Annotated in this window: 21 protein-coding genes and 1 pseudogene; 10 read left to right on the top strand and 12 right to left on the bottom strand. The window is 41.8% G+C overall.

Translation table 11 applies throughout. The annotated features are described in order from the left end of the window. Positions 1-158 precede the first annotated feature (158 nt). The 7 genes from DC077_RS06505 to ppnN all read left to right on the top strand — a co-directional run bounded on the left by DC077_RS06505 (position 159) and on the right by ppnN (position 9,068). Positions 159-743 carry a ProQ/FINO family protein gene (locus DC077_RS06505; protein ID WP_109201580.1) on the top strand — a complete coding sequence of 195 codons (585 nt, stop codon included), beginning with the start codon at positions 159-161 and terminating at the stop codon, positions 741-743. Positions 744-923: 180 nt separating this feature from the next. Further along, entirely contained in the window at positions 924-2,642 is a 1,719-nt protein-coding gene (gene argS, locus DC077_RS06510) for an arginine--tRNA ligase (RefSeq protein ID WP_109201579.1), read from the top strand. 10 nt (positions 2,643-2,652) lie between these two features. Continuing rightward, positions 2,653-3,399 (top strand): SPOR domain-containing protein, encoded by a 747-nt coding sequence (locus DC077_RS06515; protein ID WP_109201578.1) that lies wholly within the window; start codon positions 2,653-2,655, stop codon positions 3,397-3,399. A 217-nt stretch (positions 3,400-3,616) separates the two neighbouring features. Beyond that, entirely contained in the window at positions 3,617-4,186 is a 570-nt protein-coding gene (locus tag DC077_RS06520) for a single-stranded DNA-binding protein (protein WP_109201577.1), read from the top strand. 211 nt (positions 4,187-4,397) lie between these two features. Beyond that, a complete protein-coding gene (locus DC077_RS06525; RefSeq protein WP_109201576.1) occupies positions 4,398-5,027 on the top strand; it encodes a 5-formyltetrahydrofolate cyclo-ligase in 630 nt (209 codons plus the stop codon). 71 nt (positions 5,028-5,098) lie between these two features. Beyond that, positions 5,099-7,285 carry a YccS family putative transporter gene (yccS, locus tag DC077_RS06530; protein WP_157953502.1) on the top strand — a complete coding sequence of 729 codons (2,187 nt, stop codon included), beginning with the start codon at positions 5,099-5,101 and terminating at the stop codon, positions 7,283-7,285. Between the two features lie 376 nt (positions 7,286-7,661). Then, on the top strand, positions 7,662-9,068 hold the full coding sequence (ppnN, locus tag DC077_RS06535; protein WP_109201574.1) for a nucleotide 5'-monophosphate nucleosidase PpnN: 1,407 nt from the start codon (positions 7,662-7,664) through the stop codon (positions 9,066-9,068). An 84-nt stretch (positions 9,069-9,152) separates the two neighbouring features. Here the strand turns inward: ppnN and DC077_RS06540 are convergent, their stop codons facing one another. From DC077_RS06540 to DC077_RS06550, 4 genes are all read right to left on the bottom strand, one after another. Further along, positions 9,153-9,701, bottom strand: coding sequence for a hypothetical protein (locus DC077_RS06540; RefSeq protein ID WP_109201573.1), 549 nt, complete (start codon positions 9,699-9,701; stop codon positions 9,153-9,155). Positions 9,702-9,806: 105 nt separating this feature from the next. Continuing rightward, positions 9,807-9,932, bottom strand: coding sequence for a hypothetical protein (locus DC077_RS11080; RefSeq protein ID WP_275663903.1), 126 nt, complete (start codon positions 9,930-9,932; stop codon positions 9,807-9,809). Between the two features lie 125 nt (positions 9,933-10,057). Next, a complete protein-coding gene (groL, locus tag DC077_RS06545; RefSeq protein WP_109201572.1) occupies positions 10,058-11,701 on the bottom strand; it encodes a chaperonin GroEL in 1,644 nt (547 codons plus the stop codon). Between the two features lie 123 nt (positions 11,702-11,824). Further along, on the bottom strand, positions 11,825-12,115 hold the full coding sequence (locus tag DC077_RS06550; RefSeq protein WP_094567660.1) for a co-chaperone GroES: 291 nt from the start codon (positions 12,113-12,115) through the stop codon (positions 11,825-11,827). Positions 12,116-12,684: 569 nt separating this feature from the next. Between DC077_RS06550 and DC077_RS06555 the strand changes: the two genes are divergently transcribed. Next, the gene (locus DC077_RS06555; protein ID WP_109201571.1) at positions 12,685-14,052 is read left to right on the top strand and encodes an MATE family efflux transporter; all 1,368 of its coding nucleotides are present in this window, start codon (positions 12,685-12,687) and stop codon (positions 14,050-14,052) included. 64 nt (positions 14,053-14,116) lie between these two features. On the opposite strand, the gene DC077_RS06560 is transcribed toward DC077_RS06555, so the two are convergent. Next, positions 14,117-14,764: an RNA pyrophosphohydrolase gene (locus DC077_RS06560; RefSeq protein ID WP_109201570.1), complete on the bottom strand. Its 648-nt coding sequence runs from the start codon at positions 14,762-14,764 to the stop codon at positions 14,117-14,119. Positions 14,765-15,126: 362 nt separating this feature from the next. On the opposite strand from DC077_RS06560, the gene fabG reads away from it, so the two are divergent. After that, on the top strand, positions 15,127-15,882 hold the full coding sequence (gene fabG, locus DC077_RS06565; RefSeq protein ID WP_109201569.1) for a 3-oxoacyl-ACP reductase FabG: 756 nt from the start codon (positions 15,127-15,129) through the stop codon (positions 15,880-15,882). A gap of 255 nt (positions 15,883-16,137) precedes the next feature. On the opposite strand, the gene DC077_RS06570 is transcribed toward fabG, so the two are convergent. From DC077_RS06570 to lptM, 4 genes and pseudogenes are all read right to left on the bottom strand, one after another. Further along, the gene (locus tag DC077_RS06570) at positions 16,138-17,412 is read right to left on the bottom strand and encodes an MFS transporter (RefSeq protein WP_109201568.1); all 1,275 of its coding nucleotides are present in this window, start codon (positions 17,410-17,412) and stop codon (positions 16,138-16,140) included. A gap of 3 nt (positions 17,413-17,415) precedes the next feature. Further along, the gene (gene queA, locus DC077_RS06575; RefSeq protein WP_164488753.1) at positions 17,416-18,453 is read right to left on the bottom strand and encodes a tRNA preQ1(34) S-adenosylmethionine ribosyltransferase-isomerase QueA; all 1,038 of its coding nucleotides are present in this window, start codon (positions 18,451-18,453) and stop codon (positions 17,416-17,418) included. A gap of 271 nt (positions 18,454-18,724) precedes the next feature. Continuing rightward, a complete protein-coding gene (lysA, locus tag DC077_RS06580) occupies positions 18,725-19,942 on the bottom strand; it encodes a diaminopimelate decarboxylase (protein ID WP_109217900.1) in 1,218 nt (405 codons plus the stop codon). Between the two features lie 55 nt (positions 19,943-19,997). Further along, positions 19,998-20,090, bottom strand: a pseudogene (gene lptM, locus DC077_RS11130) (LPS translocon maturation chaperone LptM); the annotation flags it as partial. Positions 20,091-20,586: 496 nt separating this feature from the next. On the opposite strand from lptM, the gene gyrA reads away from it, so the two are divergent. After that, complete coding sequence (gene gyrA / locus DC077_RS06585) at positions 20,587-23,265, top strand: DNA gyrase subunit A (protein WP_109201565.1); 2,679 nt, start codon at positions 20,587-20,589, stop codon at positions 23,263-23,265. A 132-nt stretch (positions 23,266-23,397) separates the two neighbouring features. Here gyrA and DC077_RS06590 read toward each other — a convergent pair whose 3' ends face one another. From DC077_RS06590 to ptuA, 3 genes are all read right to left on the bottom strand, one after another. After that, positions 23,398-23,745, bottom strand: coding sequence for a RidA family protein (locus DC077_RS06590; protein WP_109201564.1), 348 nt, complete (start codon positions 23,743-23,745; stop codon positions 23,398-23,400). A gap of 172 nt (positions 23,746-23,917) precedes the next feature. Further along, complete coding sequence (gene ptuB / locus DC077_RS06595) at positions 23,918-24,694, bottom strand: retron Ec78 anti-phage system effector HNH endonuclease PtuB (protein ID WP_109201563.1); 777 nt, start codon at positions 24,692-24,694, stop codon at positions 23,918-23,920. Between the two features lie 3 nt (positions 24,695-24,697). Then, positions 24,698-26,461, bottom strand: a complete 1,764-nt coding sequence (gene ptuA, locus DC077_RS06600) for a retron Ec78 anti-phage system effector ATPase PtuA (protein ID WP_109201562.1) — start codon at positions 26,459-26,461, stop codon at positions 24,698-24,700. Positions 26,462-26,559 lie beyond the last annotated feature (98 nt).

Genomic DNA, 26,559 nt, shown 5'->3' on the forward strand with positions numbered 1-26,559 from the left:
CTGAAAAATTCAATGAGTTATATCGATCGATTACCTCTCTAAAGAGTCATCTCAACACGTGTGTAAACAGAAGAATTTTACCACCTTAATGCAATTATCGCTAAGATATAATAAAATTAGCCTTAGCAAAAATTTTATAGATCTAGGTTTTGGAAATAATGTCAAACGAAAATAATATACAACTAGAAGCATCGGCTCCCCAAGAAGAGGTTCATCTCTCGCCGCAAGAAGCTCGTCAAAAGCGCATCGAAATCTCCCAGCAGCTTCTTCAGAAGTTATCAGAAGAGTTTCCGAATATCTTTCCTAAGCCCAAGGATGGTCGTCCTGTTGCATTAGCGATTGGTATTCATAAGCAACTTATTCCGATCGTAACTGAATGGGGTTTTAGCGCGGTCAATCTCCGCTCTGCACTCGCTTGGTATACCAAGCAACTTCGCTATCAACAAGCGGTTGTCCATGCTCCTCATCGAACAAACCTCGATGGAACAGAGGCTGAGGCAATTGATGATGAGCATCGCACCCTTGCTAAAGAGAATGTGGAGAAGATTCAGACGCTTCTAGCTAAGAAAAATCCAGAAAGAGCAAAAAAACGCGCTGAAAAGCAGGCACAAAAAGCACCTAGAAATCGCAAGCCGAAAGCCCCTAAAGCGCATGCATCAACCGCGAAAAAAGCGGTCGAGAAAGCGCCACAGCAGACGCTCGATGAGAAGATGCAATCGCTCCTCAACAAGTTCAATCAATAACACGAAAATTCTCTAGAGTCGCATTAGCGCATTATGCATTATGCATTATGCATTATTCAATGAGCGTTAGATATCAGCTTGATCTGTAATCTGCAATCTGCAATCCATAATGAACTATAACGCTAATAGCGACTCTTTTTTCTCTCGTGTCTATTTTAGAAAACAGACTAAAAGTACCGTATGAAACAGATTCCTATCCGTATTATTAAACAGGCCCTCCAACAAGTTGCAGAGCGTGAAGAGGTCGATATCGATCTTGCGCTTGCTGAAAAGAGTGTCGAGAGAACCCGTGACCTAAGCCATGGTGACTTTGCTAGCAATATTGCGATGATGTGTGCTCGCCCCTTTAAGAGCAATCCTCGCGCTTTAGCTGAAAAGATTATCGAGGCTATAGGCCAACAGCCTGAAATTGCAAAGATCGAAATCGCAGGCCCAGGATTCCTCAACTTTACCTTTAAACCTGAGGTCTATCATCAAGAGCTCCAAGAGGTGCTTGCGAAGAGTGATCAATATGGTCATAACAGTAGTGGAAATCGTGAAAAAGTACAGATTGAATTTGTTTCTGCAAATCCAACCGGTCCTCTTCATGTCGGTCACGGCCGTGGCGCTGCTGTGGGGGACTCCATAGCGCGTCTTCTAGAAGCGAATGGTTTCGATGTGACTCGTGAATTCTACTATAACGATGCCGGCGCTCAGATCGACAATCTTGCTGCATCAGTCAAAGCGCGTATTGATGGAAAAACACCGGAAGATACAAGCTGGCCAGAAGATGGTTATCGCGGCGAATATATTATCGATATTGCCCGAAGCTATCTAGCAAAAGAGAGCGTTGCCGCAGATGATCGCGAAATTACAGCTTCCGGTGATCCTGATGATATAGAGAATATCCGCGACTTTGCCGTTGCTTACCTTCGTCGTGAGCAGGATCTTGACCTTCGTGCCTTCGATATCAACTTCGATGTCTACTATCTCGAATCCTCTCTCTATAAAGATGGCGCGGTCGATCGCGTTGTCGAGAGATTGATTGAAAAAGGGGTTACCTATGAAGAAGATGGTGCGCTCTGGCTCAAAACGACAGAATATGGCGATGATAAAGATCGTGTCATGCGCAAAAAAGAGGGGGGTTATACCTACTTTGTCCCCGATGTTGCTTATCATGAGAAGAAGTGGGAACGTGGTTTCCGCTTTGTGATCAATGAACAAGGTGCCGATCACCATGGCACAATCTCTCGAGTAAGAGCGGGTCTTCAGGCTCTCGATATCGGCATTCCCCAAGGATGGCCAGAATATATTCTCCATCAGATGGTTATGGTATTACGTGATGGTAAAGAGGTGAAGATCTCTAAACGGGCCGGTGCTTATGTTACATTGCGTGATCTAATCGATGAAGTTGGTAAAGATGCAACTCGTTACTTCCTTGCCGCGCGCAATCCTGATTCTCAACTTCAGTTTGATATCGATCTTGCACTCTCACAATCGAGTGATAACCCAGTCTACTATATCCAGTATGCGCATGCTCGCATCTGCTCAATCTTGGCGGAGAGAGCTAAACAAGCACAACCATTCGACCCTCAATTTGCAGCACAACACCTCTTAGAGCTAACAGCTACGGCGGAGTATCGTTTAATGCGAACTCTCTCAAGCTTTGGAGAGATGGTTGCCACGGCGGGACGTAATCGTGCTCCTCATCTGATTGCGAATTATCTGCAAGAACTCGCGGCAGATGTCCATAGCTATTACAATGCAAAAGATGAATCAGGCAATACGATTCGAATCTTAACAGATAATGAATCAGAGAGAGGACGTCAAGATGCTAAACTCTATCTTTTAATGGCGGCAAAACAGATTCTCGCAAATGGATTAACGCTATTAGGACTTTCAGCTCCGACAAAGATGTGATGTATAGAGTATGCCAAAAATTGATCAAGTACAGATAAAAGGACAATGGAGAAGGGTGAAAGCCTTTCTCCGATTCTTTCGTAGAACACCGACTCGTGGTGAGTTTGTAGTCTATGCGATCATTGTTGCCGCAGTCATTGCAATCTCTCTCTTCTTTGCCCATCATGCAGAGAAACGTGCGGCTGAAAAAGAGGCACGACGTATTGCTCAGGAGGAGCGCGCACTAGCAAGAGAACTTGAGAAGCAGAAACCCTTCTCTCCAGAAGAGATTCAGATTCCAGAATCGGAATTCTCCTTCTATGAACAGCTTGCTAATCGCTCCTTCCATATGCCAGGAGAGGAGACAATCGGTGGCCGAAATTTTAGCGAGGTGCCGATGGTTCCTAAAGAGGAGAAAAAACCGCTCAAATTTGAATTAATTAGCCAGCCTTCCGGCTATGAATCGGTCGATAAGGAGATCAAGAGTGAATTAGCGCTCGAGCTACTTTCTGTCTCTGAGTATGTAGCACCTGAACCCGATCGGGATCAAGGGGTACAGAAAAAGTTGCAGACAGGAAGTTTTTCCTCAACTTTTGAGGCCAATATCCATAAATCACAACTCGAATCGATGGGATATACACCCACTGTTAATAAAGTAACGGTCAATGGAAAGACTGTTTATCGTGTACAGATTGGCCCCTTCAGCCAGAAAGATCTTGCTCAAACAAAACGTTACCTCGATGAGCAACGAATTCCTTTTATTGAGGTTAAACCCTAAGTAACCCCTTCAATAGCTGATGTTTTGACGCCGCCTTTAATCACTTTAATCAAAAAAATATTTCTTCTCCTACCCTTATAAAGAGCGCTACTTATGAGTGGCAATACTCACGCTCTAATTCATATCAATTGCCGATCAATAAATTTAAAATAACGCCTAAATAGCGTATAGTGTAACAATCCTATTTATACTCATTACATGATTTAAGGTTTTTACTATGTCTCGTGGAATTAATAAAGTTATTCTTGTTGGTCGTCTCGGTAATGACCCTGATGTTCGTTACACTGCGGCAGGTAGCGCCGTTACTACGATCTCTGTTGCAACATCAGAGAGTTGGAAGGACCGCAATACTGGACAGCAGCAAGAACGCACTGAGTGGCATCGCGTAGTCTTTTTTGGTCGTTTAGCAGAGATTGCAGGACAATATCTCAAAAAAGGAAGCCAAGTCTATGTCGAAGGTTCACTTAGAACTAATAAGTACACCGACAAAAATGGTATTGAGCGCTACTCAACAGATATCAATGCAAATGAATTGCAGATGTTAGGAGGCGGTGGTGGCGGTAATAACTTTGGCGGCCCGGCGGCATCCTCTGGTTACCCTGATTTTAACCAAGCTCCTCAACAGGACTCATATGGTGGAGGCGGAGCACAACAATCAGCACGCCCGAACCCCAACCAAGGATATGGCCAACAAGGGCAAAATCAAAGCTTTAATCAACCAAAACAGCAAGATAGTGGTAGCGCTATGGATGATTTTGATGACTTCGATAATGATATTCCCTTCTAGAGAGCTATCTCTAAAGAAATTCACTCTCTGAATACTCTTGATATCTAAAAAAACATCTAAAAAGAGATCGTAGCCTAGCTTTATGCTAGGCTTTTTCATATCGCTATAAAATCACCCTTTAAATCCCTATAATGAAGAGGAAAAGCAATGCCTTAATGGAGGCTTATCTAAGCTACGAAAATTGTCATTACCGATTTATAAGGAGGATAATATGATGGAGCACCAGCCCCCTCTCATCGCAAAAAAAGCGGATCTTAGAGATCTCTTTAGTAGAGCTAGAACAGAATTATCAACAGATCAATATCAACACTATTCCCAACAAGTTCGTCAACAGCTTTTGACCTATCTCTCTGAGCAAAAAACTGCATGCACCCATATTCACCTCTTTCTTCCTATTGAAGCAAAACGGGAGGTCGATCTTCGTCCATTATTACCGACATTATGGCAACAAGGTATTAAGATCACTGTCCCTAGAGTAGTAGAGGGCTCTCTTGAACACGTTCCTCTTACCGCAGAAACCGCATTAGAGAAGAATCCGTGGGGCATTTGGGAACCCGCACGCCACTATGCACCCTTAATGCCAGAAGAGATCCACACCATTACAACGGTAATTACCCCCCTCTTAACCTGTGATTTATCGGGTAATCGTGTCGGTTATGGGGGTGGCTTTTATGATCAATTTTTTAAGGAGTACCCTCAACTTAAAAGAGTTGGTATCGGCCTCTTTCCTCCGGTAGAGAGAGTAATAGATAGCTACTCCGGCGATATTCCCCTCGATGATTATCTCTCCCCTAAAGCGATCATCCACTTTCAAAATAGAAAAGAGAGACCAATGAGATAATATCGAAGATAATACCGACGAGACAATAGAGTGATAAAATAGCCCTTCCCTTAGCGATGGAGATCAAAGAGATGACGAGAATATTTGCGCTCACCAAGATTGTAGCGCCTTTTTACAATAATTATCTCCTCTATAGCCTAAAAATATTGATCATTATGGTAGGCGTTGTCCTCATTCCAATGGCAATTACTGGAGATCTTCAGCTCTCCCCTATCTTAGGAGCAGTTGCAGCAGCACTCTCCGATCTTGATGATCATATTAAAGGAAGAGTTAAAAATATAGGATCCATCCTTCTGATCTTTTTTCTAGCCGCAACAATTGTCGAGATCCTCTTTCCATACCCTCCCCTCTTTCTTCTCCTCTGTATCCTTGGAACTAGCGCCTTAATGATGCTTGGCGCCTTAGGAGAGCGCTATGCAACGACCGCTTTTGGAACTTTAGTCTTAATGGTCTATGCTATGCTCACTCTGGAACCAGATCGAGCTTGGTATATTCAACCATTAACACTGCTAACTGGCGCACTCTGGTATCATCTTATTTCCCTACTTTTTCATATTATCTGGCCCGCTCGCCCTATCACAGAATCATTAGGTGAGGCCTATCGAGATCTTGCTCACTTTTTAGAGCTTAAAGCACGTTTCTTCGATCCTGATGAGGGGGAAAGCATTCAAAAACTCAAATTAAAACTCTCTATTGCCGGCAAAACATTAACAACGCGCCTCAATAGTATTAAGGGTGCTTTAATACGAAGATTACAGAATGAGCAATCTAATCAGCCCTATTCAGAACTTCTCAATTACTACCTTGTAGCACAAGCGATCTACGAGCGCGCATCATCTATCCATGTAGAATATGAGATCCTGCATAAAGAGTTTCTCTATAGTGATCTGCTCTTTCGCTATCAGCGTGTCATGATGCAGCAAGGCAATGCGGCTCAAAAGGTGGCCGAAGCTCTACTTCATAAAAAAGAGTATCTCTATCCACAATATCTCTCGCGCATCACGAGCCGTCTTGAAGAGACCACATTAAGACTCAAAAAAGATCATGCCGCATCGCTTGAAATTATTATCTCTATTGAGAATATTCTCCATAATCTTAAACAGATCAACACATTGCTCCTTAAGATGGAGAGTGGACTCACAGACTCAGCACTCTTCCAAGCAGAAATTAAAGCGCTCATTCCAGATAAAAGGGGCTCTAAGATTGCCAAGCTCAAAGAGATGGCTCTCAATATCTATCAAACTATCAACGCCCATTTAACAAAAGAATCGGAAATTTTTCGCCATGCAGTGAGAATGGGATTTGTTATGGGAACAGGCTACCTCATCATCTGGGGTATTAATCTTATTAATATCAATATTCTTGAAAATGGCCCTGTCACTAATCGTATCTACTGGATTGTATTAACGGCAATTTTTGTCTGCCAACCGAATGTTATTGTGACTAAAAGTCGTATCTTAAAGCGACTCTCCGGTACCTTTATCGGCGTTCTATTGACACTGCTCTTTCTTCAATTCTCTCCATCAACATCTCTTCAGGTCCTTCTTGTTATTGCAAGTAGCACCCTCTTTTTTAGCTTAAGCGCCCTAGGTTACTCCTTCACAACGGCATTAATCACCATTATGGTGCTAATTAGCTTTAATCTAAATGATTACGACTTTATTGCGCCGGAAAGGCTAATCGACACAATCATTGGCTGTGCAATTGCCTGGTTCGCTGCACGCTATATTCTTCCTGATTGGCGTTATCACAATATTCAGCAGGCCTATCATAAGGTTGCGGAAAAAAATAGTGAATACTTAAAAGAGATCCAAGCACAATATCATCATGGGCGTCACGATAGCTTAAGTTATCTTTCAGCACGAGCGCGCGCTAATGAAACTGATAGTGAGCTTGCAGCACTCTTCGCCTCCTTATCAGAATCTAAAGGTCAAGATGAAGCTTTACTCTCAGAACTTTTTAATAACCTCTGCCTCAATAACACATTTTTAGGTTATCTATCCGCGCTCGGGGCTCATCGCACCGCTATTGAGAATCAGCAAGTTTTACAGCTTTTTAATAAAACGAGCGATTTCATCATTCAAACCTTACAACAGCAGCAATTTAATCGACCCGCTTATAGTCAGCTAAAACGGGAAATTGTTCAACTTCAACAGCATTATGCACAGAGCGACCTAGTCTCTTCCCTGCTATTGCAGCAACTCACCTTACTTCTACGCACATTACCCTCCTATCTTAAAGCACTCTTTAAGGCTTAAAATGGTTGAGTGATTTAGTGATATAATAGATCATTAATAAATTTTCTATTCATAAACCTCTAGTCATAAATTTTAATCAAAAAAGCTCATATTAGTTTTTATTAATAACCTTTTGATTAATTATTTTTTGATTAAGAGATCTCTTATTTATAATTTGTTTTTTATGATCTATTGTTTATGATTTGTTTTATCCGATTAGTCGAGATGTTGAGATACTTTAAGATACGCTTTATCAAAAAGTTACTTAATTAAAATATCACTGATCGAAATAGTTTATAAAAATAATTTTTATAAAAATAAGTTTCAGAGATAGAGCAGATATCGTATCGCTTCTATCTCTCTTAGATACCTATATTCCTATAAGGAGTTTGCAGATATGCCAAACCGTATTCGCTACGATATCTATCCACCTAAAGGATCGATGGATCTGATCTCCCATACCGAAAGCGCCATTTTGAAAAAAACGGCCAAAGGAGAGCTCTACCCTCTCTTTAGAAATTGTACGCTCGCGGTTCTCAATACTGGCAGTAAAACAGATGATCCTCAGCTAATTGCAAGTCAACATAAAGATTATGATATTGAATTAATCCGCACTGAGAGAGGAATCAAATTACGTCTCTTCAATCCCCCTCAATCTGTCTTTGTGGATGGGAAATTAACCAATATTATTCGTCGTAATCTCTTCTCCGTTTTACGCGATACCCTCTTTATCGATTCAGTAGCAGAACTCTACCATGAGTATAAAAATGGCAATGATACCGGATCGCTCATCAAAGTTTCTGAGAATCAACGAAACTCTTTAACCACTGATTTTGTCTTTGCAATTTTACGAAATGCCAATGCTCTACTCACCGATCAGGATCCCAACATCATTGTCTGCTGGGGAGGACACTCCATCAACCAAATAGAGTATGATTATGGTTATGCCGTTGGCCAAGAGCTAGGCGTTCGCCATCTTAATATCTGTACCGGCTGTGGCCCAGGAGCAATGGAAGCACCCATGCGTGGAGCAGCCGTAGGTCATGCCCGCCAAGCGAATAAAGAGAGCCGCTTTATTGGTATTACAGAAACCTCAATTATTGCAGCAGAGCCACCCAATCCTTTAGTCAATGAATTGATTGTGATGTCCGATATTGAAAAGCGCCTCGAGGCCTTTGTCCGTTTAGGTCATGGGATTATTATCTTCCCAGGAGGCGTCGGAACAGCAGAAGAGTTTTTCTATATCCTCGGCCTTCTCCTTCACCCTAAAAATAAAGATATCTGCCTCCCTCTGATTTTAACGGGACCACAAGAGAGCGAGAGTTATTTCCGCACATTAGATACCTTTATTGGTAAAACATTAGGTGAAGAAGCCCAAAAACTGTACGAGATTATTATTGATGATCCCGTCTCTGTTGCTAAAAAAATGAAGCTATCGATGCCTCAGGTTAAAGAGTGCCGAGAGCTACGTGGCGATGCCTACTGCTTTAACTGGCTTCTCACCATTCCTAAAGATTTTCAGCAACCCTTTATCCCAACGCATGAAAATATGGCTAAACTTGACCTTCATCTAAATCAGCCAAAAGCTCGTCTAGCAGCCAACCTGCGTAAAGCCTTCTCTGGTATTGTTGCCGGAAATGTAAAAGAGTTTGGAATCCAATCCATTCAAGAACATGGTCCCTATGAATTATCAGGAGATCCTGAATTAATGGAGATGATCGACCAGCTTTTACGAGAATTTGTAGAACAACAACGGATGAAGTTGCCGGGATCTGAATATACACCGTGTTATACGATTAAGTAGCAAGAGCAAGAAAGTAGCTCACTTCAATTTGAAGTGAGCTTTTTTACATCTTTAAACTCGCTAGAAGTTAACTTAACAACAAGCTTATCGAATTGTTGCTTTTTTCAAAGCATCAAGTAATTGGCGAATATTTTGTTGCGCCGTTAAATTTCGAGCATCGATCGCTCTTGCTGTGCCTAGATAAGAGACTTTTAATGGGGCCTCTGCTTCTGTTTTAATATTTTGATTAAATAAGATTCGTCCTGTTCCCGAATCAACAAGTTGGTAATTCACTTCCATAACAGTCGGGAAATGTAGACCAACACTTAGCTGACTAAATCTTAACACTGTCGCTTTTAAATTAACCTCTCGTTTCGCACCACTAAAGAGCTGCGATTGATCTAGACTCTCTTGAAGTGCTTGGGCAAAAGCCGATTTAAACTCAGACTCATACTTATTTTTATTCTCTAGATTAAAGAAAAATGCTTCACTAGGAACATTCTTCGCAACATCAACAGAAACATCACCTAAATGCATCGGCATTCTTTCTGCTTCAGTAACAGCGATAAAATCACCCTCCGGAGTATATTGGAAATTCGCTACAGTACAACCTGTCATCAATAGCGCTAGTGATAAGATGGCTAATTTTTTCATTATTTTCTCTCCTGATTTTAATAGTCATAAGGCTGATAGAATCGAGACTAACACCACAATTGTAACGCAAAAATTAACGAACAACTCGCTATTTATTCTATGTATTTATCTTTTTTTATAAAAAATATCAAGCAAGAGAATCTCATTACCCCAGCTTTCAACTTCTGCTACAGCAGCTAATTTAAAAGTCAAAGTATAATCTTTTTGCATACTCTTAACATACGCTGTCATCTAACTTCTCCTGTTAGGATTGATACAATTGTCAACGTTATTTAGGACGAGTCGTAGATATAAAAAAAGGCCGCACAATGTGCGACCCTCTATCTAATAAATAGATAATTATTAGAATTATATAATTACATCATGCCTGGCATTCCACCCATGCCACCCATGCCGCCCATATCAGGCATACCACCATCTTTCTTCGGTAGATCTGCAATCATGCACTCTGTTGTGATGATTAAAGAAGCGACAGACGCAGCATTTTGAATCGCTGAACGTGTTACTTTCGTTGGGTCTAAGATACCCATCTCAACCATATCGCCATATTGTCCAGTTGCTGCGTTATAACCGAAGGAATCAGTCTTGCCTTCTTTAACCGCATTAAGGACAACATCAGCTGGCTCACCCGCATTAGTAACGATTTGACGGAGAGGCTCTTCCATTGCTCTAAGCGCAACGCGAATACCTGCATCCTGCTCATCATTATCACCCTTAAGGTCTGCAATACGAGTCAATGCACGAACAAGAGCAACACCACCACCAGGGACGATACCTTCTTCAACAGCTGCACGTGTTGCATGAAGCGCATCTTCTACACGTACTTTCTTCTCTTTCATCTCAACTTCAGTTGCTGCACCTACTTGAATCACGGCAACACCACCTGCAAGTTTAGCAACGCGCTCTTGGAGCTTCTCTTTATCATAGTCAGAGGTTGCTTCAGCCATTTGTTGTTGGATTTGAGCTACACGCGCATCGATAGCAGCTTTATCACCATTACCATCAACGATTGTTGTTGTATCTTTATCAACCACAACGCGTTTCGCAATACCAAGATCTGCAACAGTTGCTTTCTCTAAGCTCATACCGATCTCTTCAGAGATTACAGTACCACCTGTTAAGACAGCGATATCTTCAAGCATTGCTTTACGACGATCACCAAACCCTGGTGCTTTAACCGCTGCAACTTTCACGATACCACGCATATTGTTGATAACCAGTGTTGCTAATGCTTCGCCTTCAACATCTTCAGCAATAATTAAGAGTGGACGCCCTGCTTTTGCAACTTCTTCTAAGATTGTAATCATCTCACGGATGTTACCAATCTTCTTATCGCAAAGAAGAACAAATGGGTCTTCTAGCTCAGCAGCCATTGATTCTTGATTATTGATAAAGTAAGGAGAGAGGTAACCGCGATCAAACTGCATCCCTTCAACTGTCTCAAGTGAGTTCTCTAAACCTGAACCCTCTTCAACAGTAATAACACCCTCTTTACCAACTTTTTGCATCGCTTTTGCAATGATCTCACCAATCTCTTTATCTGAGTTTGCAGAGATTGTTCCTACTTGTGCAATTGATTTATCATCTTCACAAGGTTTAGAGATATTACGGAGCTCTTCTACAGCTGCTGCTACCGCCTTATCGATACCACGTTTGATATCCATTGGATTCATTCCCGCAGCAACGGCTTTCATACCTTCACGTACAATCGCTTGTGCTAATACTGTTGCGGTTGTTGTTCCATCACCCGCTGTATCTGCAGTTCTTGAAGAGACTTCACGAACCATCTGCGCACCCATATTTTCAAACTTATCTTCAAGTTCGATTTCACGTGCAACAGAAACACCATCTTTAGTCACAACCGGCGCACCAAAGCTCTTATCTAATACAACGTTACGACCTTTAGGGCCAAGCGTTACTTTTACTGCATTCGCTAAGGTATTAATACCTGCAACCATCTTTTTACGAGCGTCTTCACCAAAACGTACTTCTTTAGCCATATCTATTAATTCCTTTTATGTTTGAATTCTTCTGTAACTTTGATCTGTGAAAGATTGAGTTAATCATCAATAACGATGAGGAGCATACTCTTCAATAGAGCCTCCTACCGACACTTTGAACGATTAGCCTTCGATAACTGCCATGATCTCATCTTCACGCATGACTAATAACTCTTCTCCAGCGACCTCTACTTCAGAACCTGAGAATTTACCGAAAAGAACTTTATCCCCAACTTTGACATCTAAAGTCTTTACCTCACCACTTGCTAATACCTTACCGTTACCTACGGCAAGTACTACGCCGCGTGAAGGCTTCTCTGTCGCTGTCCCAGGAAGAACGATACCACCTGCAGTTTTAAGCTCTTCTTCTTCACGTTTGATGATTACTCTGTCATGTAAAGGACGTAATTTCATACTCTATTCCTCATTAAAAAATTCATTAATATCATTAATATTTATTAAATAACCCTTAACAATTACCCATTAACCTCTAATTATCAGTTAATAAACAACTATTTATAGAATTATCTAATCTGATGCTTTATCAATTGTTATTATCAGGAACCTTATCGATCTGCCCCTAGCAGAGTCTATTGACAAGGTCCGGCCTGAGTTACGTCTTAATTGATGGGGTCAAAAAAATAGGTTTCAAGCGTTTGAACCCTATTTTTCTACACTTTGAGCAATAATTATACACCTATATAAAAGAACGATAAGAAGTGGTGACCCACTTTCAATGCAGCCACAAAACTTCTCTGATAAGATCCCTTTTCACGCACACACATACCGCTATTAGATATATCTTTCAACATTTTGCATAACCTTGTATAACCTTACAATAATCCTTCATTATTATAGTGGCCTATAATGATCGATTTATAGGTGCAGATTTATAACAATCAAATTTATAACAATCAATCTTAATAGCGATCTAATTAAAATAGAATTCAAAACAGAGTTCACACTATACAGTTCAGGAAATAATGGGTAAAAGTCTCTTTTTAGCTTGGAATAACCTTACTATTCATCATCGAGTCTGGGCATTGACACTGCCGATGATACTCTCAAATATCTCTGTCCCCCTTGTCGGCACAGTAGATACCATGATTGTTGGTCATCTCAATGATGCAAATCAGATGGCAAGCGTAGGAATCGGAAGTAGTATCTATCTCTTTTTAATTGCTATTTTAAACTTTCTACGCATGGGAACAACCGGTTTCACCGCCCAAGCTTATGGAGATAAAAATGGAGCGATGATCCGCCTTATTCTTATCCAAGGAATTCTTCTCGCACTCTTTTTAGCATTTGTACTTCTATTGCTAGCTATCCCCATTACAAAACTTGCCTTCACCCTTATCAATCCAGATCCCGAGCTTTATGAAGGTGCCTCTCAATTTTTTGCATGGCGCTTAATGGGGGCTCCGGCGGCACTGATCAATTTTGCTTTAATCGGTTGGTTTTTAGGAATGCAAAATGCTCGTATTCCCTTCTATATGCTATTAGCCACCAATATTCTTAATATTCTCTTAACCTTACTTTTTATCTTAAAACTCAATCTCGGTATTACAGGTGTTGCTAAAGCGGCGGTCATTTCTGAATACTTTGGTCTTCTTGTCGGCCTTGCTATTTTGCCAAAAATCTTGCTAAAAAATCGAGGTAAGTGGATCTTCTCACCTCTTAAAAAGTGGCATAACTGGCAATCTTTAATCTTTGTAAATCGAGATATCTTTATCCGTAGCTTAACATTGCAACTGACCTTCTTTCTTGTGACCTTACAAGGATCTCGTTTAGGAGGCGATGTTGTTGCGGCAAATATGATTATTCTTAATGGCCTTTTTATTCTCTCTTATCTCCTCGATGGCTTTGCTCATGCGATCGAAGCGTTAACGGGTCGAGCCATTGGTGAAAAAAATCGAACAGAGTTATGCGCCGTAATGGTGATCGCCGGAGGATGGGCACTCATTATTACCTTGCTCTTCTTTCTCCTCTTTCTTCTCTGGGGTACTCAATTTATCGATCTGATCTCCAATATCGATTCTGTCCGAGAGAATGCTTATCCTCTGATTACTTATCTAACAGTCTTACCCTTAATTAGCGTTTGGAGCTATCTTCTTGATGGCCTCTTTATCGGAGCTACTCGCGCTAAAGAGATGCGAAATGCAATGCTCGGCGCTTTCTTTATAGCGTTACCGATCGGCATTATTCTCACCCCCTTCGGTAATGATGGTCTTTGGATCACCTTTCTCCTCTTTATGCTTCTCCGTGGCATTATTATGATCTATTTTACCTATCGTATTGAACAAAATAAGGGCTGGATTAACAAGTCAAAATCGATTACTAACAATCTATAGTTCCCCGCATAGCGCCTAATAGGGATTGATAGGGGAATAAGAAGTGAGGAATAAAAAAGCACGTTTAATACGTGCTTTTCTCAACGATAATATGTTGCTCTATCTGTCGCTCTTCAAAAGAGATTCTCTTCTCTCCGTTTCGCTCTTTGAAAGTCTGCCTTCGAGAGTGCATTCTAAAGAGAGAATGGCGTCTCCGTGAGCGTAAATCTTTAGGTTTTTTTGGAACCGTTCTTTCAAAAATCAAAGGGGCAAGCTCTGTTAGCGCTTTATCATAAACTTTACGTTTAAAATGAATCACATCGCGCAGTGGTAACCAATAATCAACCCATTTATAGTGATCAAATTCAGGATGGTCCGCCGCATTGAGATTAAAATCCTCTTCATCACCAACAAATTCAAGCATATACCAGACCTGTTTCTGACCGATACATGTTCTCTCATTCAGATGGTTTCGACGAATCAAATTATGGGGTAAACGGTAACGTAACCACCGATCCGTTCGACCTAAAATTTTAATATGTTCAGGGCGTAATCCAACTTCCTCATAAAGCTCTCTATACATGGCTTCTTCTGGTGTCTCATCTGGATCAATTCCCCCTTGTGGGAATTGCCAAGCATCTAATTGACCGATGCGATGACCCCAAAATAGTTGCTGATTTTGATTACACAATATGATTCCAACGTTTGCCCGAAAGCCATCATTGTCTATCATTTTGTGCCTTTATCTAAAAATTAAAATATCAACTCTATTGTTCCACAAGGCGCCTTTAAAGCCAAATCTTATTTAAAAGAACGGGGGGAGAGTCTCGCTAATATGCGCCTCTTTACCCTTTAAAAATCTTTATATTACTTCATCATTGAAACATTAAAAAATATTAATATTCTTAAAATTAAAAATGTTTCTATCATTGCAGATATTATTAATGATTATTGTAAAACCTCAATGATAACCCCGAAATAGGATCTATTTCCTGTATGATTAAAAGAGAGGCGTCGACGAGAGCATCTCGAGCTATAGCCTCTTCACCCTATTTCTACTCTCTATAAGATCTACACTAAAATAAAGGAGAAACAATGTTTTCATTAAATAAACAGATCGCCATCGTTACAGGTGGTGCAAAAGGAATCGGTCGCGGTATTGTTGAAGCGCTGATCGAAGCAGAAGCAACTGTAATTATCGCAGATATCGACACCACAGCGGGGCGCAAAACAGCACAAGAGTTAGATTGTGATTTTGTAGAATTAGATGTAACAGATCAATCTCTTTGCCAAACGCGCATTAAAGAGGTGATTGAAAAGTATGGCAGACTCGATATTCTCTGCTCTAATACCGGTATCTTCCCGCAAGCGACAATTGAAGAGATGACCGAAAAAGAGTGGGACTTTATGCAGGAAGTAAATGTAAAAGGCACCTTCTTTATTGTTCAAGCGGCGCTTAATGCGATGAAGCAGCAGGGTTATGGTCGAGTCATCATCACCTCTTCTATTACTGGCAATATTACCGGCTTCCCTGGCTGGAGCCATTATGGTGCTTCGAAAGCTGCGCAGTTAGGCTTTATGCGAAGTGCAGCCCTTGAATATGCTCGCTTTGGAATTACTGTGAATGCTGTTCTCCCCGGCAATATCTTAACGGAAGGGCTTAAGGCGCAAGGGGAAACCTATCTCAACCAGATGCGTGCAACGATTCCAACACACACATTAGGGGAGCCGAAAGATATCGGTTATGCTGCTGCCTTTCTAGCCTCTAAAGAAGCTAAATATATTACAGGACAGACAATTATTATCGACGGTGGACAGATTCTACCGGAGTCTCCGGAAGCGCTACTTTAAAATGGTAGCGACGAAACGCTATCTCTGTTGATAAAGATAAGAGAAGAGCCATAAAAAGCTCTGCTAGAAGTATTAAGCGTTAAACATTCAGCATTCAAAATGTAGGATAAAAAGGGAGCATACTCTATACACTTATTATAGCGGTATGCTCCCTCTCTTTTTCGCTCTATCTTTTATTCTCTATTCTTGGTCTATTCGCTGCTCTATTCGTCACCTTTACCTTATACGAATTTCCCCTATACGAAAGAATATCTCTTAAAGATAACTCTTCATCGTCTCTCTGCCTAAGTAGAGACTTAAGAAGATTCCTAAAGCACAGAGGAAAAGAATATAATATGCAATAAACATCGGGTGGAAATGCTCGGCAATAATAGGAACTAAAAAGGTTGTTAATCCTGCAAAAACAGCATTACCAATATTGTAAGAGAATCCCATCCCCGTTAAACGAATATCTGCCGGGAAGAGTCGAATAATAATCATCGGCACACAAGCAACGATCCCTAAAAAGAAGGAGGCGATGGCATAGAGGATACCAACCTCTGTTAAATCACTGCTTCCTAGCGCATTAAAGAAGATAAAGCTTGTCCCCGCAAGGAGTAATGCAAAACCAAATAGCGTCTTCCTCAAACCGATCCGATCAACCAAAAGCCCCGCAGCTAAACTTCCTACAATATTCATAAAGGTGGCAACTAAGGCCGCTTTATTAACAAATCCCGCCTCAATATTAAAGACCTCTGACTTCATTAAATTAGGTGCTAATAAGACTAAAACAACTCCGGTAATTAAGAGCCAAGTACTCAAAGTTGCAATAAAGAGTTGAGGACGGAAGTCTTTTAAAAGCGTCTTCATCGGCGTACCAGCGTGTAATGCTTTCTTGCGCTGCATCTCTAAAAAGACGGGAGTCTCTTGAAGATAACGACGCAGATAGACAGCTAAAAGACCGAGTATGCCTCCTAAAATGAAGGGAATACGCCAAGCATATTCTAAAGTCTCTGATGCAGTAAACGTAAGATTCATCATTGTTGAAACAAAATGACCAATTAAGACTCCAAAGGTCAAACTTGCCGCGATCGCACTATTTGCAAATCCAAAACTTCCTCGAGAGACATGCTCTGTTACAAAGACATGGGCACTAGGAACTTCCCCTCCTAAGGCAACGCCTTGTAAAATTCGCATCAAGAGTAGCAATGCCGGAGCAAAGTACCCTATCGAATTATAAGTGGGTAATAACCCAATTGCTAAGGTGGGAATCGCCATCATAAAGAGCGAGAACATAAAGACCTTCTTCCGGCCGATAAGGTCTCCAAAATGAGCAAGAACTACACCACTTAATGGGCGAACGAAATAGGCAATTGCATAGGTGAGATAGGTCATCACTGTTGCTACTAACTCCGATTCTGCCGGGAAAAAGAGCACCTTTAGTGTCGATGCAAATGTCAAAAAGACAATAAAGTCATAAAACTCTAAGGCGCCTCCTAATGAAGAGAGCGAAAGTGTCTTTACCTCATCCCGCGTTAAACCCTGCGCCATAACCTACTCCTTTACTCGATCTAATTCCGGCACCAATAACATACTATCTCCATAACTAAAGAAGCGATAACGCTCTTTAACTGCATGTTGATAGATCTCTTCAATACGCGCCTTCCCCATCAGGGTTGAGACAAGAACAAGGAGCGTCGATTTAGGAAGATGAAAGTTAGTTAAAAGCCCATCGATCACTTTAAATTCAAAACCGGGCTTAATAAAGATATCCGTATCACCGACAAAGGGGCGCAATTCTCCAGAAAGCGCTGCACTCTCAAGTGCTCTGACCGCAGTTGTACCGATCGCAATCACTCTTTTACCCGCCGCTTTTGTCGCTTTAATCTCTTCTACGGCAGAGGCTGGTACCGAGATCCACTCTTTATGCATCTGATGCTCATCTAAATTTTCGCTACGTATTGGTTGAAAAGTACCCGCGCCGACATGCAACGTGATCTCTGTAATATCAACGCCCTTTGCCCGTAACTGATCGAGCAGCTCTTCGGTAAAATGAAGCCCTGCTGTTGGAGCGGCAACAGCTCCCTCCTCTTTATTAAATACTGTCTGATAACGAGATTGATCGAGCTCTTCATCACTTCGTGTAATATAGGGCGGGAGCGGAAGATGCCCGTAAGTCTCTAGCAGTTGTGCAATCGGCGTTCCATCAGTTGTTCGTAATTGGAAGAAGTTTTCATCCCTTGCGACCATCTCTAAACGAGGAGCTCCCTCAATCAAAACCTTCTGTCCCGGCTTTAAGGCTTTACTCGCCTTAATTTGCGCTAAGATCTCACTCTCTGTTAAAAGACGCTCAACCATAATCTCCACTTTACCCCCGGTCTCTTTTTGCCCAAAAAGTCGAGCAGGTAAAACACGGGTATTATTGATAACAATACGATCCCCGGGGCGTAAATATTCAACCAAAGCATCAAAACGATGATCTCGAATCTCTCCTTCATAGGGGACCAGTAATCGAGAGGTGCCTCTCACTTTAGGGGGAAATTGGGCAATCAATTCCTCGGGAAGATGATAATCATAATCTGATAATTTCAACATCGGTTATTCTATTCCTACTTTATTTCTACTGATATAGTCACTATTTCAACCACTATTTCAACGATTTCAGCGGTATGAAATCTATTCTGCAAAAGAGATTATGTGAAAGAGAAAATCCCAAAGTCCACTAAGGACATTGGGATCTTAATATCGATAATTCTTTCTCTTTCTGCCTCTTTTTGAAACTTACTCTCAATCACTAGCACTCATGCTAAATTCATGCTGATGATTCATACTGATGACTGATCCTAATGACTCATACTTAATGCTATAGATACTCTAACTCATCAATATAGAGCGACTCTTCACTCTCTCTTTTTCGAATTAATTTAGCATCATCTCCCACTAATAGAACCTCCGCAGCTCGGCCACGAGAGTTGTAATTAGAGGCCATGGTAAAACCGTAAGCACCTGCATGGGTAATCGCTAAATAATCTCCTGAAGTTAAGGCGAGCGGACGATCTTTTCCTAGAAAATCCCCCGTTTCACAGATAGGGCCGACAATATCATAATTTTTAATCTCCCCCTCATCGCGCTCATCGAGATTGATAATATTCATCCACGAGCTATAGAGCGCCGGGCGGATTAGATCATTCATCGCCGCATCAACAACTGCAAAATTTTTCCCCTCATTCTCTTTAGTGAGAATCACCTGTGTCACTAAAACACCGGCATCCCCAACAATAGAGCGACCTGGCTCGATCAAGATTTTAAGATCCCGATCACCGATCTTTTCAATCGCCTGCTCAATCCACTTTGCAGGGTCGATTAAGGTCTCATCCTCATAACGAATGCCTAAGCCCCCGCCCATATCAAGATATTTAAGATGAATCCCTAGCGCAGAGAGCTCATCGATTAAGGAAAGCGTAATATCGAGCGCTTCGGCATAAGGCTCCATCTCGGTCAGTTGTGAACCGATATGAAAATCGATCCCCTGAATATCGATGTGGGGCATCCGTGCCATCTCACGATACATCGGCAAGGCATCTGTCATGCTGATACCAAACTTATTCTCTTTCAAACCTGTTGAGATATAAGGATGTGTTTTTGCATCCACATTAGGATTAATTCTCAAGGAGACAGGCGCTTTAACCCCCAATTTGCCGGCAATCTTATTGAGCATATAGACTTCAGCGACCGACTCCACATTAAAGCAACCAATGCCCGCTTTAAGTGCAAATTCCAGATCACAATTACGCTTTCCAACTCCGGAATAGACCACTTTTATAGGATCTCCACCTGCGGCCAATACACGCTTAAGTTCACCACGAGAGACAATATCAAAACCTGATCCCGCTTCGGCTAATAACTTTAAGATCGATAAGTTACTATTTGCCTTTACGGCATAGCAGATCAGATGAGGATAATCCCCAAATCCACGTCGATAAGCCTCATAGTTTGCTAAAATTTTCTCTGCAGAATAGATATATACCGGCGTCTGAAACTCCTCCGCCACTGCTGTTAAACGAACCTGATCAATTTTCATCTTTCTCTTTTTTATAACTTGTCATAAAGTGTCCATCATTATGCTCTGCCTCGCTTTTTGCAATATAGAGCGCACCTGTTTGCCCACAACCGACCAGAAGCCCCACCACAAACAGGAGAAGGATCCCCTTTCTATAATTCTTTAACACCCGACTATCCTTATACAATTATCTGAAAAGCTTCTGAGATGATTATCTCCTAAGAATATCCCCCTAGAAGGGACAAATCATTCTATTACAATTAACACAGCTTGGCACATTCGAGCTACTGCTTTTCATCTTTCCTTAAAAAAATTCCTTGAAACCCCCTTGAAATCCCCTTAAAAAATGGATACACATACTTTTCACTGATTACCATTACCCTACTTATTGCTTATTGCTTATTGGCTTGTTGCTTATTGGCTTGTTGCTTGTTGCTTGTTGCGATCATCACATTTTTAGCACTTTTTATAGGAGGACGGCGCATTATTCGCTAAATATTCCTATTTTTAAATATAATTTTTCTCCTGTAGGGGGATAGCAGGAATAATATTCCCTCGCTCAATCCGCTAATTTCTATCTTAAACAGGCGAATTAATCAACAAAATGTGTTACAATGACATGTTGTTTTTAAGTTATCTATCGTTTTTCAGTAAAGGTTGGTTCAATGAGTGATTTTGCCAAAGAGATTGTCCCGATTAGCCTAGAAGAGGAGATGAAAAGCTCCTATCTTGATTATGCCATGAGTGTTATCGTCGGCCGTGCTCTTCCCGATGTCCGCGATGGATTGAAGCCCGTACATCGACGCATACTTCACTCAATGAATCAGACAAATAACCATTGGAATAAACCCTATAAAAAATCGGCTCGTATAGTCGGGGATGTGATGGGTAAATATCACCCTCATGGTGACTCTGCAATCTATGACTCTGTTGTCCGTATGGCGCAAGATTTCTCCCTCCGCTATATGTTAATTGATGGGCAAGGTAACTTCGGTTCGATTGATGGAGACTCTGCAGCGGCAATGCGTTATACCGAAATCCGCATGAGTAAAATCGCCGAGACACTCCTTCAAGATATCGAAAAAGAGACGGTCGATTTCATCCCTAACTATGATGAATCTGAGATCGAACCTTCAGTTCTTCCAACGCGTATCCCCAATCTTCTTGTCAACGGTTCTGCCGGAATCGCGGTGGGAATGGCAACCAATATTCCACCTCATAACCTTACAGAGACAATCAATGCCTCTTTAGCACTCTTACATGATCCTAATCTAACAATTGATCAACTCATGGAGTATATCCCGGCACCGGACTTTCCAACAGCGGGGATTATCAATGGTACAAGAGGCATTCGCGAGGCGTACCATACCGGTCGTGGCCGTGTTGTCATTCGTGCGAGAGCAGAGATTGAGCATGATGAAAAACGAGATCGTGATGTCATTATCATTACAGAGATTCCATACCAAGTTAATAAAGCGCGTCTAATCGAGCGTATTGTGGAACTCTACCGCGAAAAAATTATTGAAGGAATCGCACCCGATGGACTCCGTGATGAGTCCGATAAAGATGGGATGCGCATTGTTATTGAACTTCGCCGAGGAGAGATGGGAGAAGTTGTTCTCAACCAACTCTATAAACATACCGCCCTCCAATCGAGCTTCGGGATCAATATGGTGGCTATCGATCGTGGCCAGCCTAAACTCCTCAACCTCAAGCAAGTTTTAGAAGCCTTCCTCCTCCATCGCCGAGAAGTAATCACACGCCGAACAATCTTTGAATTGAAACGTGCCCGTAGCAGAGCCCACCTATTAGAGGGGTTGACGGTTGCACTTGCAAATATCGATGAGATGATTCAGCTGATCAGAACTTCGGCAACTGGTGCGGAAGCGAAAGAACGAATGTTAGCGCGTCAATGGGCACCGGGTGAAGTTTCAGCCATGTTAGCACGCGCAGCAGAATTGAAGACAACACCAGATGGATTAGAGGGTGTCGGTCTTATTGGATCGACTTACCAGCTCTCAGAAGAGCAGGCGCAAGCAATCTTAGATATGCGCCTCCAGCGCTTAACGGGCTTAGAGCAAGATAAGATTTTAGAAGAGTATCAAGGTCTTCTCGATACTATTCGTGAATTGATCGAAATTTTAGTCAATCCTGATCGTCTTCGTGATGTAATTGAAGAAGAATTTATTGCGATCAGAGATGAGTTCGGTGATGAGCGCCGTACTGAAATTCGTGAAGCGGCAGAAGATATCAGCTTAGAAGATCTCATCGCAGAAGAAGATGTTGTTGTCACTCTCTCCCGTCGCGGTTATATCAAATATCAAAAACTTGATGAGTATCGAGCACAACGCCGAGGGGGTCGTGGTAAATCAGCAGCGCGAGTAGTCGATGAAGATGATGTTGAACATCTCATGGTTGTCAGCACTCATGCGCAATTGATGTGCTTCTCCTCTTATGGTCGCGTCTATTGGCTCCGCGTCTTCGAATTGCCTGAAGCGGGTCGAGGCGCAAGTGGTCGTCCTATCATCAATCTTCTACCATTAGAAGCTGATGAGCGCATTACCTCCATGCTCCCTGTCGATAGCTATGATGATGATCGCTACATCTTTATGGCAACCAAATATGGGGTTGTTAAGAAAACGGTTCTCTCTAACTTCCAAAGTCAACGTTCAAGCGGTCTCATCGCCGTTAACCTCGATGAAGGTGATGAGTTGATCGGAACAGAGATCACCAATGGTGAAAATGATATTATGCTCTTCACCAATACCGGTTTAGTGAATCGCTTTAGCGAAGAGGATGTCCGTCCTACAGGACGTGGTTCTCGCGGTGTTAAAGGGATCACCCTTGTTGAAGGGCAGCATGTTATCTCAATGATGCTTGCAGTAGAAGAGGGTGTGGTTCTCATCGCCACAGAAAATGGTTATGGAAAACGCACTTTAATTGAAGAGTTCGCACGTCGTAATCGTGGTGGTAAAGGGGTGATTGGTATCCAGACCTCTGAGCGAAATGGCCAGATTGTCGGCGCCTCCATTGTTGAAGAAGATGATGAAGTGATGTTGATCACCTGTAATGGGGTATTGGTCAGAACATCCGTTGCCGAGGTCTCTATCTTAGGTCGTAATACCCAAGGCGTTCGCTTAATTCGTCTCGATGAAGGAGATACTCTTGTTGGTATGTCTCGTATTGAAGAGAATGATGCGGATGATGAGGCTCACGATGATGAGAACGAGCTTGAGCACAATCTAGAAGAGCATCAAACTGATGAAACCGATGAAACCGTTGATCTAGCAACCGATACCACTGAAGTTGTGGAGATTATCGAGGTAGATGAGGATAAAGAGTAATCTACATCATCTACTTTAAAGGTAGAGATCACCGCCTTAGAAGAGGCGAGATGATAAATATACTATAGAGAAGAGCCGATCAAATATGATCGGCTCTTTTATTTTTTTGTTTTTTGTTGCTTTTGATATTTGTTATTGTGGCAACGCAACAATGATCTTCACCTCAACCTTCCAATTTGGATTCATCAAGCCCGCCTGCACGGTACAACGAACAGGGGCATTCTCCTTGTCGACCCACTCATCCCAAGCACGGTTCATTCCTCCAATATCTAAACTGCTAACAAGAAAGATGGTGACATCTAAAATATGGGATTTCTCTGCACCCACCTTCGCTAAGAGCTGATCAATATCCCCTAAGAGACTCTGCATCTGTCGATAGATATCGCCCTCTTCTACTAACGGAATAGCGGTATAGTAGAGGGTATTGTTATAGATCACCGCATCTGACATTCGCGGTCCTTTATTAATTCGTGTAATCATAGTGATCCTCTTATTGCTGCCGCTACTGTTGCCGGCAATTGATAGATAAAATATGTCGATAAGAAATATATCAGATAAAAATATTAGATGAAAAATATGGAAATAAGATATTAATGACGATCAATGGCTATTAATAGAATCTACTCGCGAAGATATTTCCCGGCTCTCCACGCTACTTCTTTCGGCGTTTTCGTCTATTTCGCTTTTTCCGCTTCTTTCGTTCTGCCTCCTCCACCTCTTCCAATATCGCTATCGGTTCGATCTGCTCTTCAACCAATCCTAAAAGATCCAAATGATGGTGAATATAGTGCTCCTTAATCGATTGATAAGCGCTATTTTTCTGCTCAGCTAAAAGTGAACGAATCTCCTCTGCCAACTCTTCGAGTAACTCCGGATCTCCATCACACAATTCACACCAGAGAATAAACTCCTCCTCTAACTGCTGAAGAGGTTCAAGGTGCCGTCTTCGGAGACTCACTAACGCATTATGATTGAGATTAAAGCCTCGAATAGTCTCTTTAGCACGATGATAATTATAATCTGATAATCCTGGTTTTACCGAAATTCGGCCATTAAGATAGTACCTAAAGTAAGCATGAGGATCTTCCTGATCAGGCTTAATCAGTAACTCATGGATCACTTTATGCGGATTATGCGCTCCATCTTTATAGATACCACAGCTATTATTGTTGTTACAAGAACCAAATAAATTTTTCCATTCAAAGGTTAAAGCTTCATATTTTGCACGCGGATAGAGATGCTCAATATGGCTATCTTCCGTTGTAAAGGGTGTTTCACAATAAGCACAAATGTGATGTTGCATCTCATTGAGCTTTGACCAGATCTCTCGCCGATCACCCCCTCTCAGTCGTTGCCAATTTTTTGTGCCATTCTTCTGAGCTCGTACTAAACATTTAGGCACCTCTTTCGGCCGCACTAATTTTCTCATCCCCTACTCCTTTCTCTCCTGAGCAGGTCTTCGATTACGCAGTCGCGCTTTGAGCTGTTGCAATTTTTTCTGATGACGAAGCTTCTCCATCTCGATACTCTCTCGACCAAAATGCTTCTCTAACATCAGATAGAGCGCCTCCCCTTCCGGCGTCTCATCTAAGCCATTTTCAATCATCTTCTCTAACTGCTGATATTGTTGATGTTCGTACACATCAGGAACATCCGCAATATTTAAGATGCGCAACAAGATATTATCTGAAGAGAGGCCTCGAGTCTGAAAGCTTGGGGAATGAACTCGAACACGATTGGTTTCAAAATCATTTTTCAGAAAGCGAATTCGATCTTTATGAACAGTGGAGATAACTTGTGGGCTATGCGTTGTAATAATAAATTGCATATTAGGAAAGATTTTGAGTAAGGAATCGATAATCGTCTGCTGCCATGTAGGGTGAAGATGGAGCTCAATCTCATCAATAATCACAACTCCGGGACTCTCACGCGGATCCTCTAAATGGGGGTTTAAGATCTCTAATCTTGAGATCAGATCTGCCACCATAAAGAGCACAGAGCGTTGCCCATGGGAGAGATGTTGAATATCATGCAACTCCCCATAGATAGAGAGAACAACCCGATCTTTTCCTGTAGAACGATCGACAAAAATTCCGGTTGCATTAGGGATAAGATCACACACAATCTCATTGACGATCTCTTTTAATTTCTGTGCAGTATTAAGAGGACGACATTGAAGTGCGGCGATTTTCTCATCGGTCTCTTCAATCTTACGCTTCAAATCCGATAACATATCATCTACTAAAACCTGTTTCATCGGATCCCCATTTTGATGGGCTTCGACAAATTCCGTTGCCGTCTGCTCTAAGAGCGCTTTAAATTGATGAAGATCTCGCAATTCAGTTCCCGATTCTTGACGAGAGAGATTCTCTAACATCACAAACCACTCAATCATATCGGAAATTCGAACCTTATCATCTAACGCATAATCGTATGCACTTGCCCGATGAAGATGAATTTTACGTGCCCCTCGCACAAAATTAGGACGATTGACACTGTAGAAGATAAAAAGGGGAAGCGTAATATTACAATCATTGAAAGTGATGCAATCTCGGATTACTTTAGCATAGGCATTGAGTTCACTAAAATCGGAGCGTTGGGCAATTGCTCCCTCTTGCAGCGAACGTTCAAGCATAAAGTGGATCTTATTATGTGCATCAACCTCCATCTCAAGAGAGATCTCCGCCCTATTTTCACCACTTTTAATCTCCTCCTCAGCGATCTCTAAACCTGCCTCCTCTTCGCGATTAATCGCATTGAGTACCCAAGAGAGCCCCTTCGTTAAACACTCACAAACAGTGGTCTTTCCTGTTGCATTCTCGCCTATCAGGACGGTAAGTCGATCATCGAAAGTGATCTCTAAATCATTCAATCGACGCAGATTTTTAATTCTAATCCGGCGCACCTTAAATGTTGCTTCATTAAGAATCGACTCACAACGAGAAAAAGCTGATTTTGCCTTCTGCAGATTAGGATCTTGCGAGAGTGAAGCACGCGCATCAAGATCGACCTCTCGAAGATAGCGCTCTGCCTGATCATAATTTTTCAATAGCGAAAATTCCGATTCTAGCGATCGATCGGCTCCATAAGATGGTGAGCCTTTCGATAGATTATGATTATCGGATAGATTATCTGATAAATGACGCTGCTTCGCCGGTGTTAATTTCGCACCCCCATCTCTCTCATTCTGCTTCATTCTGCTCTCCTTAAAAGTGCTCCTAAAATAGCCTAAAAAAGGACTCTCCTTTCAAGATATCATAGAAAGGTCAAAAGCAGGAGGCTCACAAAAAAGAG

The organism is Ignatzschineria cameli (genome assembly GCF_003121895.1).
In the GTDB taxonomy this organism is placed as follows: Bacteria; Pseudomonadota; Gammaproteobacteria; order Cardiobacteriales; family Wohlfahrtiimonadaceae; genus Ignatzschineria; species Ignatzschineria cameli.

Coding starts and splice junctions, on each gene's coding strand:
- DC077_RS06505 (WP_109201580.1), top strand. CDS start 159: ATGTCAAACGAAAATAATATACAACTAGAAGCATCGGCTCCCCAAGAA.
- argS (WP_109201579.1), top strand. CDS start 924: ATGAAACAGATTCCTATCCGTATTATTAAACAGGCCCTCCAACAAGTT.
- DC077_RS06515 (WP_109201578.1), top strand. CDS start 2,653: ATGCCAAAAATTGATCAAGTACAGATAAAAGGACAATGGAGAAGGGTG.
- DC077_RS06520 (WP_109201577.1), top strand. CDS start 3,617: ATGTCTCGTGGAATTAATAAAGTTATTCTTGTTGGTCGTCTCGGTAAT.
- DC077_RS06525 (WP_109201576.1), top strand. CDS start 4,398: ATGATGGAGCACCAGCCCCCTCTCATCGCAAAAAAAGCGGATCTTAGA.
- yccS (WP_157953502.1), top strand. CDS start 5,099: ATGACGAGAATATTTGCGCTCACCAAGATTGTAGCGCCTTTTTACAAT.
- ppnN (WP_109201574.1), top strand. CDS start 7,662: ATGCCAAACCGTATTCGCTACGATATCTATCCACCTAAAGGATCGATG.
- DC077_RS06540 (WP_109201573.1), bottom strand. CDS start 9,701: ATGAAAAAATTAGCCATCTTATCACTAGCGCTATTGATGACAGGTTGT.
- DC077_RS11080 (WP_275663903.1), bottom strand. CDS start 9,932: ATGACAGCGTATGTTAAGAGTATGCAAAAAGATTATACTTTGACTTTT.
- groL (WP_109201572.1), bottom strand. CDS start 11,701: ATGGCTAAAGAAGTACGTTTTGGTGAAGACGCTCGTAAAAAGATGGTT.
- DC077_RS06550 (WP_094567660.1), bottom strand. CDS start 12,115: ATGAAATTACGTCCTTTACATGACAGAGTAATCATCAAACGTGAAGAA.
- DC077_RS06555 (WP_109201571.1), top strand. CDS start 12,685: ATGGGTAAAAGTCTCTTTTTAGCTTGGAATAACCTTACTATTCATCAT.
- DC077_RS06560 (WP_109201570.1), bottom strand. CDS start 14,764: ATGATAGACAATGATGGCTTTCGGGCAAACGTTGGAATCATATTGTGT.
- fabG (WP_109201569.1), top strand. CDS start 15,127: ATGTTTTCATTAAATAAACAGATCGCCATCGTTACAGGTGGTGCAAAA.
- DC077_RS06570 (WP_109201568.1), bottom strand. CDS start 17,412: ATGGCGCAGGGTTTAACGCGGGATGAGGTAAAGACACTTTCGCTCTCT.
- lysA (WP_109217900.1), bottom strand. CDS start 19,942: ATGAAAATTGATCAGGTTCGTTTAACAGCAGTGGCGGAGGAGTTTCAG.
- gyrA (WP_109201565.1), top strand. CDS start 20,587: ATGAGTGATTTTGCCAAAGAGATTGTCCCGATTAGCCTAGAAGAGGAG.
- DC077_RS06590 (WP_109201564.1), bottom strand. CDS start 23,745: ATGATTACACGAATTAATAAAGGACCGCGAATGTCAGATGCGGTGATC.
- ptuB (WP_109201563.1), bottom strand. CDS start 24,694: ATGAGAAAATTAGTGCGGCCGAAAGAGGTGCCTAAATGTTTAGTACGA.
- ptuA (WP_109201562.1), bottom strand. CDS start 26,461: ATGAAGCAGAATGAGAGAGATGGGGGTGCGAAATTAACACCGGCGAAG.